The organism is Pseudomonas sp. TNT2022 ID1044 (genome assembly GCF_028656895.1).
Classification (GTDB): domain Bacteria; phylum Pseudomonadota; class Gammaproteobacteria; order Pseudomonadales; family Pseudomonadaceae; genus Aquipseudomonas; species Aquipseudomonas reinekei.
In genome coordinates this window covers 232,572-244,412 of record NZ_JAMDHB010000017.1, presented here as the reverse complement: position 1 = coordinate 244,412, position 11,841 = coordinate 232,572, and the positions used below count along the sequence as shown (strand labels likewise).

Genomic DNA, 11,841 nt, shown 5'->3' with positions numbered 1-11,841 from the left:
CAACAAGCCGGCTCCTGCAGGATTTGCATTCGACGCAACCTTGTAGACGCCGGCTTGCTGACGATGGCGTCCTCGGAATCGCCTGTGGAACAGCCCATGATCGGTATCAGCTTTACGCAAAAAACCATGGCCGCGCGCAAGCGTATCGCCCTGGTCGCCCATGACCACTGCAAGATGTTTCTGCTGGACTGGGCCGAGCGGCAGAAAGACCGCCTCGCCCGGCATGAACTCGTCGCCACCGGCACCACGGGTTTGTTATTGCAACAACGTCTCGACCTGCCGGTAGAAAGCATGATCAGCGGCCCGTTGGGCGGTGACCAACAGCTCGGCGGGCGAATCGCCGAGCAACGGGTCGACATGCTGGTGTTCTTCTGGGACCCGTTCGAACCGCAACCACACGACCCGGACATCAAGGCGCTGCTGCGGGTCGCGGCGGTGTGGAACATTCCGGTGGCGTGCAACGAATGCAGCGCCGACTACCTGCTCAGCAGCCCGATGATGGAGCAGGCGCACTCGCACCGTATTCCCGATTACGCCACCTACTTGCAGGGTCGCGCATAACCCTTCACAAATCAGTACTTGACCATACGAGCGGATGATAAGCATTATCATTCGCTCAAAATGGATCAGGGCCTCCCGTGAGTCAATCGCGCTTCAACGACGTCTTCATCACCCAGCGGGTCTCTCTGCTGCGCACGCTGGAGCGGATGGTCAACAATCACAGCACCGCCGAAGACCTCTTGCAGGAGACCTACTTGCGAGTCACGCGCGCGCTGAGTGAACGGGCTATCGATCATCTTGAACCCTTTGTCTTCCAGACCGCCCGCAATCTGGCACTGGACCATTTGCGTGCGCGACGCATCCATTCGCGGACCATGGTCGAAGACGTGCCAGTGGAAGTGGTGCAAAGCGTTGCCGCGCCCGCCAGCAGCGCCGAAGACGCCGCCCATGCCGAACAACTGCTCGAGCGTCTGAACGTGCGCCTCAGTCAACTCAGCCCCCGCCAGCAGCAGATTTTCATCCTCAGCCGCCTGCACGGTCACAGCTATCTTGAGATCGCTGAAAAACTCGGCGTTTCGCTGAGCACGGTGCAGAAGGAGCTGAAACTGATCATGACGATTTGTATCGGCGTAGCCGAGCGGTCAAACGGCCGCTGAGTCGGCCGCGGCTCGACGGTTTTGCTCATCAGGGCTACCCTTGCCGCTCTTTTTAGCTTCACTAAAAAAACAGCCGTGCGTAGACACTGCCGAGGAAACACCGTGACGGACACCCACCGCTCCCCTTCGCCCTCACCGGCGCAGGCTGCTGCAGACGCGATGGACCAGGCCCTGGACTGGCTGATCGTGCTGGACAGCCCGAGCGAAGAACAAACGCGCCAGTTCCATACATGGCTCGCGGCGGACCCGGCGCATGCCGACGCATTCGCCAAGGCCCAGGCGATCTGGAACGGCCCGCAAGTCACGCAATGCGCGCAAAGCCTGGCGGCCCGCCCGGCCAAAGTCAGCGTACTGTCACGTCTGCGCCCGCACTGGAAACCGTTGGCCACCGCCGCCGTGCTGATCCTTGGCTTGTTCAGCTTCAGCAATCTGCCCATGCGCCTGCAAGCCGACCACCTGACCGTGGTTGGCGAACGCCAGCGCCTGCAACTGGAGGACGGCTCGAAAGTCCTGCTCAACACCAACTCGGCGTTCTCCAGCACCATCAACGACAAGCAACGCGTAGCGCGTCTGTATCAGGGCGAGGCGTTCTTCGAGGTGCAGCCCCATCGTGGTCAACCGCTCGAAATCAACGCGGGCCTGGTCACCGCCAGCGTTCGCGATACGGCATTTGCCGTGCGTTATCTTGATGGCGTGACGCAGGTTCGCGTGCAGCGCGGCGATGTCGACCTGCGCGCCACCCGTGACGACGCACGGGTCCGCCTGACCGCCGGGGAAAGTATCCGTATCGGCCCCAACGGCTTCGACCGCCCGGCCAAACTGGATGCCGCCACCGACCTGGCCTGGGTCCAGGGTCGCCTGGTGTTTGAAAACTGCCCGCTGAGCCAGGTGCTCGCGGAACTGGGTCGTTACTATCCGGGCTGGATCATCAATAACAACGAACAGCTGGCCGATGTTGCCGTGACCGGCAATTACCGGCTCGATCAGCCGCTGGACGTGGTTCGCTCGCTGGCTCACATCACTTCCGCACGGGTGAAGGAATTCCCGGCGCTGGTGATTCTGAACTGAATGAGAATTATTTTTACTCGATAACCGTTTCCCGTTCGTCTCGTTATAGCCAATGCAATTGATTCGCATCTAAACCTGCCAATCAGCACCTATAAAGATTCGTGCGACACGGAGCGCTATCGATGTCCTCTCGCCTTACCCGCCAGTCCTCTTCACCTTCCCGCGTGCTGTCGCTTTTGACCGCCGCCATTCTCATGGCCGGTGCTGCCCCCCTGATGGCGGCCACCGCCGCCGAACAGCAGACCCGCAAAATGGGTGACTACGCGTTCACCATCGCGCCTCAGCCGCTGGTCTCGGCACTCAATGCCTTTACCACCGTGACAGGCTGGCAGGTCGGCTTGCCGGCAGAGCTCGCGCAAGGCGTCGCCTCGCCGGGTGTAAACGGGTCATTGCCTGCGGAAAAAGCCCTGGATCGCCTGTTGGTGGGGACCAACCTGAGCTATCGCAAACTGGGTAACAACAACATCGTGCTCGAACGTCGCCTCACCGGTAGCGCGCTCAACCTGCAACAGACCACCATCAGCGCCACCCGCCAGGAACAATCGGTGGACAGCGTGCCCAGCACCGTCACCGTCCACACGCGCGAAGAACTGGACCGCAACAACGTCAATACCATCAAGGATCTGGTGCGTTACGAGCCGGGCGTTTCCGTGGGCGGTGCCGGGACCCGCGGCGGAATCAGCGGCTACAACATCCGCGGCATCGACGGTAACCGGGTATTGACCCAGATTGACGGGGTGGAGGTCCCCAACGGTTTCTTCAACGGCCCGTATGCCAAGACCCAGCGCAACTACGTCGACCCGGAAATCATCAAACGCGTGGAGATCCTGCGCGGCCCGGCTTCGGTGCTCTACGGCAGCAACGCCATCGGTGGCGCGGTCAGCTATTTCACGCTCGACCCGGACGACATCATCAAACCTGGCCAGGACGTCGGTGCACGCCTGAAAACCGGTTACAGCTCCGCTGACGAGAGCTGGCTCAAATCCGCCACCATCGCCGGTCGTGCCGATCAGTTCGACGGCCTGCTGCATTACAGCCAGCGTGACGGTCACGAAACCGAATCCTACGGCAGCAACAACAGCACCGGCCTGACCCGCACCGCTGCCAACCCGGAAGACGTGCGCACCAGCAACGTGCTGGCCAAGGTCGGCTGGAACTACAAGGACGACGCCCGCCTGGGCCTGACCTACGAGAAGTACAAGGACGATCGCGATACCGATCTGAAAAGTGCCTATGGCGGACCTTACTTCGCGGGCGCCCCGACCATCCCCGACAGCGTCCTGCCCGGTGGCATGTACCAGTCGCGTACCGGTAACGACACCATTACCCGTGAACGCTTCGGCCTGGAACACAGCTTCGCCCTCGACAGCCTGCTGGCAGATAACGTCAAGTGGAGCCTCAACCACCAGGTCGCCAAGACCGATCAGAGCACTGAGGAAGTCTACTTCCCGATCACCCGCAAGGTATTGCGGACCCGGGACACGATCTACGAAGAGAAACAGTGGGTCTTCGACGCACAACTGGATAAAGCCTTCAGCATCGCCGATACCGAGCACCTGCTGACGTACGGCACCACCCTCAAGCAACAGAAAGTCACCGGTTCGCGCAGCGGCAACGGCACCTGCCTGGCAATCGGTCGCGGCTGCACCGCCATCGGTGCCACCAGCGCAACAGACGTGCTGAAGAAGTCCTCTGACTTCCCGGACCCGACCATCAACACCTACAGCGTCTTCGCCCAGGACCAGATCAGCTGGAACGACTGGACCTTCGTGCCAGGTCTGCGCTACGACTACACCCAACTCAAACCTGACGTCACCGAGGAATTCCTCAACACCGTCTCGGCCGATGGTCGTGGCACCGTCAGCGATGAGAACAAGACCTGGCACAAAGTCTCGCCCAAGTTCGGCCTGACCTACGCCCTGACCGAAAACTACACCTGGTATGGCCAGTACGCCGAAGGCTTCCGCACCCCGACCGCGAAGGCGTTGTACGGGCGTTTCGATAACACCGCCGCCGGCTACAGTGTGGAACCGAACCCGGACCTGGAACCGGAAAAAAGCCAAAGCTACGAGACTGGCCTGCGCGGCAACTTCGAGCAGGGCTCATTCGAGATGGCGGTGTTTTACAACAAGTACCGCGACTTCATTAATGAAGACGCTGTCACCCCGGGCTATGACCAACCGACCTTCCAGAGCGCCAACATCAAGCACGCCACCATCAAGGGCGCGGAAATCAAGGGTCGTCTGAACCTCGAAGCCTTCGGCGCTCCGCAAGGCCTCTACACCCAGGGCTCGGTGGCCTATGCCTACGGTCGCAACAACGACAACGGCGAGCCGATCAATAGCGTCAACCCGCTGACCGGCGTGTTTGGTCTCGGTTACGACCAGGATAACTACGGCAGCTTGCTCAGCTGGACCCTGGTGAAAAAGAAGGACCGCGTCGACGACAGCAACTTCAAGTCGCCGGACGGCGTCAGCAGCCAGTTCAAGACGCCTGGCTTCGGCATCCTCGACCTGACCGGGTTCTACAAGGTAACCAACGACGTCACCCTCAGCGGCGGCATCTACAACCTGACCGACAAGAAGTACTGGCTGTGGGATGACGTGCGCGGCTACGACAATGTCGGCGAAGCCTCGGTGACGCAACCGGCCAACCTTGATCGCCTGACCCAGCCGGGTCGCAACTTCGCGGTCAACCTGATCTGGGATATCTGACCGGACGCACCCCACTGCGCGGCTTGAGACAGCGGCGCAGTGACGTTTTTTTACTGTCCGCCCCGTGCTGATTCGTCTCGTTACCAAGTGCCTCTTTTTCCGCCAAAGGATTTGTCATGACTACTCAGGACACCGCTCAACGCCCCAGTCTGCGTTCACAACGCTTGAACCAGATCACCCACGAGCCACACACCCGACTCGATGCCCTGGTCAAAGCCCACGCGCCATTTGAAACCCAAGCCAACTTCGCCCGCTTCGTCGTAGCGCAATACCTGTTCCAGTCGGAACTGGTGTCGCTGTACAACGATGCAGAACTGATCGCCATCGTCCCGGACTTGCCTGCTCGCTGCCGTGCCGAAGCGGCCAAAGCCGACCTGGCGGACCTGGACACTGAAGTTCCAGCGCTGGTGGCAGGTGCTGTGAACAACCCGAGCAAGGCCGAAGCGCTGGGCTGGCTGTTCGTTTCCGAGGGCTCGAAGCTGGGTGCAGCGTTCCTGATCAAGCGTGCGACAGGCCTGGGTTTGAGCGAATCCTTTGGCGCCCGTCACCTGGGCGAACCGGCCGGCGGTCGCGCGCAAGGCTGGAAAAGCTTCGTCAAAACCCTCGATGAACTCGAGTTCAGCGCAGAGGAAGAAACCGAGCTGGATAAGGGCGCGATCGATGCGTTCAACCGGTTCACGGTGTTGTTGGAGCAGGCTTACTCGACAGCTGCCGAACCGGCCTGATTCAACACCGATACCCTGTGGGAGCGAGCCTGCTCGCGAAAGCGGTCTTACACTCAAGATCTCTATTGAATGTCAGCCCGTCATCGCGAGCAGGCTCGCTCCCACAAGGGATCGAGTCAGTCTGCACCGTACCAATCTGTTTCACACACGCCCCCTGAGCCCATGCCCGCCGCCTCCAAACTCTCCCGCCTCCTCTTCGGCCTGCTGGCCTACGTCAGCCTCGGCATCGGCCTGATCGCCATCGTGATCCCCGGTCTGCCGACCACCGAATTCATCCTGCTGGCCGCCTGGGCTGCGACCAAGAGTTCGCCACGCCTGAGTGCCTGGCTGGAAAACCATCGGCTGTTCGGTCCCATCCTCAGTAACTGGCGCAACGGCAGAATCATCGCGCGCCGGGCAAAAATCAGCGCCACGGTCAGCATGATGTTTTGTGCAGGCCTCATGCTCGTGATGCTCGACCATGGCTGGCCGGTTTATCTGGCGATTGTCGGGATGGGAATGGGCAACTTGTGGATCTGGTCGCGCCCGGAATCACTGCGGCAGCACCCGTAACTTCCCCGTTTTTACGCGCCTTTGCGGCACATTTCCCCGCGCAAACGTTTAACCATGACCGTTCGTCGGCATGCCCCTCATGCAATCTCGCCCCCACGCCGATGTGGATTGAATGGCGCTAAATGGATTTGGCGAATCGAGCCGCTGCGGCTCACAGCCAACCTTTCATCCATTCGCGAGTTCGCCCTATGTTCGACTCACTCTCCATCCGCCTGAAAATCGTTCTGCTCTCCGGTCTGTGCCTGCTCGGCGTGGTCACGTTGATCGTGGGCATGAACTTCTACCAGACCAATCAGAACGATGCGCTGGTCAGCGACTCCAGCAGCAGAATGCTCACCGACAGTGTGCAGAACCTGCTCCAGGCCAAAGCCGCCGAACAAGCCGTGCGGGTGCAGAAGACATTCGGCGAAACCCAGACCGTGGTGACCGCCCTCGCGGACCAGATCCTCGACATGCGCACCCAGGCCACCAAGCGTTCGCTTGAAGCCGGCGCGTTACGCGAGGATCTGAACCAGACGCTGAAAACCGCTTTCGAGCGCAACAGCAAAGTGCTAGGGATCTGGCTGGCGTTCGAACCCAATGGCCTGGACGGCAAGGACAGTGAGTTCGCCAATGACGCGGCCCGTCAGTCCAACGAGGCGGGTCGCTTCGCCACTTACTGGAGCCGTGCCGGGGGTGAAGCGCTGAACACGATCATGGTCGAAGAGGACATGACCAAAACCACCCTGAACCTCAGCGGTACGCCCTACAACGTTTGGTACACCTGCCCTCGCGACAGCAAACGGACCTGCCTGCTCGACCCTTATGCCGATACCGTCGGCAACAAAGAAGTGTTGATGACCACCATTTCCGTACCCCTGCTGGTGGAGGGCAAATCCATCGGTGTGGTCGGTATCGACATCGCGCTCGACGCCCTGCAAGCGGCAGCGGTCGACTCCCAGCGTGAACTGTTCAGCAGCGCCGGGCACATGCTGATCGTCTCCGGCACGGGCGTGTTGGCGGCCTACAGCGCTGACGCCAGTAACGTGGGCAAAAACATCGGCGAGACCCTGGGCGCAGAAGGCAAGGATGTCCTGCAATTGCTCAGTGCCGGCACCCCGAAGATCCTCCAGCAGGGCGACCTGATCCGCGCGGTTTACCCGGTCAGCCCGATCGCCGATTCCAAGGCCTGGGGCGTGGTGATCGATCTGCCCAAACAAGTGTTGCTGGCGGACTCGGTCAAGCTGCAAGCGGTGCTCGACGATGCCCAGCAAAGTGGCACGATCAAAGCCATTGTGGTGGCGATCATTGCCGGCCTCATCGGCTTGCTGCTGATCTGGCTCACCGCTTCGGGCGTGACCCGGCCGATCAACAGCGTGGCCGACATGCTCAAGGCGATTGCCAGCGGCGACGGCGACCTGACCCAACGCCTGCACTACGGCAAGAAAGACGAACTCGGTGAGCTGGTCAGCTGGTTCAACCGTTTCCTCGACAAGTTGCAACCGACCATCGCGCAGATCAAGCAAAGCATCACCGACGCACGCGGCACCGCTGACCAGTCTTCGGAAATCGCCCGCCAGACCAGCGAAGGCATGCAGGTGCAGTTCCGTGAAATCGACCAGGTCGCTACGGCCTCCAACGAGATGAGTGCCACCGCCCACGACGTCGCCAACAGTGCGTCGAACGCGGCAAACGCCGCCAAAGGCGCCGATCAGTCGGCCCGCGACGGCATGCAAATCATCGAACGCAGCACCCGCGACATCAATCAACTGGCCGACGAAGTGAGCAAGGCCGTAACCGAGGTTGAGGCCTTGGCGGTCAACAGCGAGCAGATCGGTTCCGTGCTGGAAGTGATCCGCAGCATCGCCGAACAAACCAACCTCCTGGCGCTCAACGCAGCCATTGAAGCTGCCCGCGCCGGCGAGAGCGGTCGTGGCTTTGCGGTGGTGGCTGACGAAGTGCGTAACCTGGCCAAGCGCACCCAGGACTCTGTGGAAGAAATTCGCCTGGTGATCGAACGCATCCAGAGCGGCACCCGCGGCGTGGTCGCCACCATGCATTCAAGCCAGACTCAGGCCCACAGCAACGCCGGGCAGATCCAGCAGGCGGTGCAGGCCTTGAGCAAAATCAGCGACGCGGTCACCGTGATCAGCGACATGAACCTGCAAATCGCCAGCGCCGCCGAACAACAGAGCGCCGTGGCCGAAGAGGTCAACCGCAACGTTTCGGCGATCCGCACCGTTACCGAAACCCTGACCGGGCAGGCGACTGAATCGGCGCAGATCAGCAGCCAGCTCAACTCGCTGACGACCCATCAAATGAAGTTGATGGATCAGTTCCGGGTCTGACGTTTAAAAGATCGCAGCCTGAGGCAGCCCCTACATCCATCTATGCAGAGGCTGTCGCGGGATGCGATCTTTTGATCTTATGCTCTATGCTGCCCTCTCGTTCCGGAGGGCCTTCGATGACTGATTTACTCACGTCCATTCAAGCCGCACTTGGCTTGCCACACACGCCAATACCCCTGACCGCCACCGGCGCCCTGCCCTCGGCATTTGCTGTCACCGACCTGGCCTGCGCCAGCATCGGGGCTGCCGGACAGGCTGTCAGCGAATTGCTCAATCAACAAACCGGCCGCCTGCCCGCCATTGAAGTCGACCGACGCCTGGCCTCGTTCTGGTTCTCCAGTTCGATCCGCCCGGTCGGCTGGAGCGTTCCGCCGCTGTGGGACCCGATTGCCGGTGATTACGCGGCCAAGGATGGCTGGATCCGCCTGCACACCAATGCTCCTCATCACCGTGCTGCGGCGCAATCCGTGCTTGGCGCCAGCTCCGACCGTGCGGCGATGGCGAGCAAAGTCGCGCAATGGGCCAAGAGCGATCTGGAACAAGCCGTGGTCGACGCCGGTGGTTGTGCCGCCGAAATGCGCACCTGGGAACAGTGGCAGGCACATCCCCAAGGCCGGGCGGTAAACGCAGAACCGCTGATTCAGTTCGGCCATCACGGCAGCCATGACGGCACCGTCTGGCAAGGCTCGGTCGCGCAACCCCTGGCCGGGATCAAGGTGCTGGACTTGACCCGCGTGCTCGCCGGCCCGGTCGCCAGCCGGTTTCTCGCCGGTCTGGGTGCCGACGTTTTGCGCATCGACCCGCCAACCTGGAACGAGCCGGGCGTGGTGCCGGAGATGACCCTGGGCAAACGCTGTGCTCGCCTGGACCTGCACGATAAAGCGGACCGTACGCTGTTCGAAAGCCTGCTCAAGGACGCCGACATCGTCCTTCACGGCTACCGCGCCGATGCCCTCGAACGGCTGGGCTACGGTCTGAGCGAACGGCAAGCACTGGCCCCCGGCCTGATCGACGTCAGCCTCAATGCCTACGGCTGGAGCGGCCCGTGGCAGCATCGGCGCGGCTTCGACAGCCTGGTGCAGATGAGCAGCGGAATTGCCGAGGCCGGCATGCGCTGGAAACTGGCGGATAAACCGACGCCATTGCCAGTTCAGGCGCTCGATCACGCCACCGGGTATTTGATGGCAGCCAGTGCGATCAAGCTGCTGACGGGGCGCTTGAGCAACGGCCAGGGTGGATCGGCGCGACTGTCGTTGGCGCGCACCGCGAAGCTGTTGATCGAGAAGGGTCGCGGCATTGACGAGCCGTTACGGGCGGAGGATGAACGCGATCAGGGAATGCTGGTTGAGCAAACGCCCTGGGGGCCTGCGCATCGCTTGCATGTGCCGCTGAAAATCACCGGGACGCCGTTGCAGTGGACGCTGGCAGCCGCTGAGTTGGGTTCCCATCGCGCACAGTGGTGGTAACCGGGGCGATTGCCATCGCGAGCAAGCTCGCTACAGGTTATGCGCATGCCCTGTAGGAGTGAGCCTGCTCGCGATGACGCCAGACCGACCAACAAAAGTTCTCGATCAGCAACAACCTCACAACCTCAGCACCCCGCTATACAACCCATACGCCGCCAACCCGGCACCGCTGATGACACAAGTAAATATGCCCTTCTCGATAGACGTGAACACAGGCTTGCCTTGTTCTTGCCGGGCCTTGGCAAACAGGATCACCCCCGGCGCGTACAGCAATGCCGAGAGCAGCAAATATTTCAATCCGCCGGCATACAGCAACCACACCGCGTAACTCAGGGCGACGCCGCCGATCAACAGATCCTTGGTTCGCTCTGCCGAGGCGTGTTCATAGGTTTCACCCCGCCCGCTCAACAACACCGCGTAAGCCGCCGACCACAGGTACGGCACCAGAATCATCGACGAAGCCAGGTAGATCAGACTGGTGTAGGTGCCGGCGGAAAACAGCGTGATCAGCAGGAACAACTGGATCATCACGTTGGTCAGCCACAGCGCATTGACCGGCACATGGTTGGCGTTTTCCTTGGTCAGGAACGCTGGCATGGTCTTGTCTTTCGCCGTGGCGAACAGGATCTCGGCACACAGCAGCGCCCACGAGAGCAGAGCGCCCAGCAGTGAAATGGCCAGGCCCACGCTGATCAGCAACGCGCCCCACGGGCCGACGATATGCTCCAGCACTGCCGCCAGCGACGGGTTTTGCAAGGTGGCCAACTCCGGTTGGCTCATGATGCCCAGCGACAGCACGTTGACCAGCACCAGCAACGCCAACACACCGAGAAAACCGATGACCGTGGCGCGGCCCACATCCGAACGTTTCTCCGCCCGCGCCGAATAAACACTGGCGCCTTCGATACCGATAAACACAAAGACCGTCACCAGCATCATGTTGCGCACCTGGTCCATCACGCTACCGAAGCTCGGGTTGCTGCGCCCCCAGATGTCCCGGGTGAACACATCGGCCTTGAACGCCACCGCGGCAATCACGATAAACATGATCAAGGGCACGATCTTCGCCACCGTGGTCAGCAGGTTGATGAACGCCGCCTCCTTGATCCCGCGCATCACCACAAAATGCACCGTCCACAACAGCACCGACGCACAGGCAATGGCGATCGGCGTGTTGCCTTCGCCGAAAACCGGAAAGAAAAACCCCAGCGTACTGAACAGCAACACGAAGTAGCCGACGTTGCCCAGCCAGGCGCTGATCCAGTAGCCCCAAGCCGAGGAAAACCCCATGTAATCGCCGAAGCCAGCCTTGGCATAGGCATACACCCCGGAGTCCAGTTCCGGTTTGCGATTGGCCAGGGTCTGGAACACGAAAGCCAGGGTCAGCATGCCGACGGCGGTGATCCCCCAGCCGATCAATATCGCACCGGCATCGGCCTGGGCGGCCATGTTCTGTGGCAGGGAAAAGATCCCACCGCCAATCATTGAACCCACCACCAGCGCGATCAGCGCGCTCAGGCGAAGCTTCTGCGGGGTTTGCGACATCGATGCGCCTCCAATGGCTCGGCATGTACCGGGTTAGTTACCAATGAACTAAACAGGTAAAGCGTAATAACGAATAGTCGATATCGCCAATTTAAGGCCATGTATTTACGGATCATGAAAAACTGCCGTCCATATAATCATTAGTTTTAAACAGCGTCGTCAATAAAACAATTTGCTTTATCTAATCGAGCGGGAAAGTTTGCGTCTCTAGGAAAACGAACTAGCGTCATAAAGCCACCCAATAGGATCCATTCGCAGTAAAAACAGAGAGCCTCTAGGACGGGCCT

Annotated in this window: 9 protein-coding genes and 1 pseudogene; 9 read left to right on the top strand and 1 reads right to left on the bottom strand. The window is 60.7% G+C overall.

All coding sequences use genetic code 11. The annotated features are described in order from the left end of the window. Positions 1-96 precede the first annotated feature (96 nt). The 9 genes and pseudogenes from M5G20_RS20515 to M5G20_RS20480 all read left to right on the top strand — a co-directional run bounded on the left by M5G20_RS20515 (position 97) and on the right by M5G20_RS20480 (position 10,009). Positions 97-561: a methylglyoxal synthase gene (locus tag M5G20_RS20515; RefSeq protein WP_273920555.1), complete on the top strand. Its 465-nt coding sequence runs from the start codon at positions 97-99 to the stop codon at positions 559-561. A gap of 77 nt (positions 562-638) precedes the next feature. Further along, positions 639-1,157 (top strand): RNA polymerase sigma factor, encoded by a 519-nt coding sequence (locus M5G20_RS20510; RefSeq protein WP_273920554.1) that lies wholly within the window; start codon positions 639-641, stop codon positions 1,155-1,157. 102 nt (positions 1,158-1,259) lie between these two features. Further along, the gene (locus M5G20_RS20505; RefSeq protein WP_273920553.1) at positions 1,260-2,225 is read left to right on the top strand and encodes a FecR family protein; all 966 of its coding nucleotides are present in this window, start codon (positions 1,260-1,262) and stop codon (positions 2,223-2,225) included. 122 nt (positions 2,226-2,347) lie between these two features. Then, positions 2,348-4,939: a TonB-dependent receptor gene (locus tag M5G20_RS20500; RefSeq protein WP_273920552.1), complete on the top strand. Its 2,592-nt coding sequence runs from the start codon at positions 2,348-2,350 to the stop codon at positions 4,937-4,939. A 116-nt stretch (positions 4,940-5,055) separates the two neighbouring features. Then, the gene (locus tag M5G20_RS20495) at positions 5,056-5,664 is read left to right on the top strand and encodes a biliverdin-producing heme oxygenase (protein ID WP_273920551.1); all 609 of its coding nucleotides are present in this window, start codon (positions 5,056-5,058) and stop codon (positions 5,662-5,664) included. A 162-nt stretch (positions 5,665-5,826) separates the two neighbouring features. Next, positions 5,827-6,216, top strand: a complete 390-nt coding sequence (locus tag M5G20_RS20490) for a YbaN family protein (RefSeq protein WP_273920550.1) — start codon at positions 5,827-5,829, stop codon at positions 6,214-6,216. Between the two features lie 122 nt (positions 6,217-6,338). Beyond that, positions 6,339-7,685 (top strand): annotated as a pseudogene (locus M5G20_RS30345) (PDC sensor domain-containing protein); the annotation flags it as partial. Positions 7,686-7,787: 102 nt separating this feature from the next. Continuing rightward, complete coding sequence (locus tag M5G20_RS30340; RefSeq protein ID WP_408002990.1) at positions 7,788-8,543, top strand: methyl-accepting chemotaxis protein; 756 nt, start codon at positions 7,788-7,790, stop codon at positions 8,541-8,543. A gap of 116 nt (positions 8,544-8,659) precedes the next feature. After that, positions 8,660-10,009, top strand: coding sequence for a CoA transferase (locus M5G20_RS20480; protein WP_273920548.1), 1,350 nt, complete (start codon positions 8,660-8,662; stop codon positions 10,007-10,009). A 117-nt stretch (positions 10,010-10,126) separates the two neighbouring features. On the opposite strand, the gene arcD is transcribed toward M5G20_RS20480, so the two are convergent. Then, entirely contained in the window at positions 10,127-11,554 is a 1,428-nt protein-coding gene (gene arcD, locus M5G20_RS20475; RefSeq protein WP_273920546.1) for an arginine-ornithine antiporter, read from the bottom strand. Between the last annotated feature and the right edge of the window lie 287 nt (positions 11,555-11,841).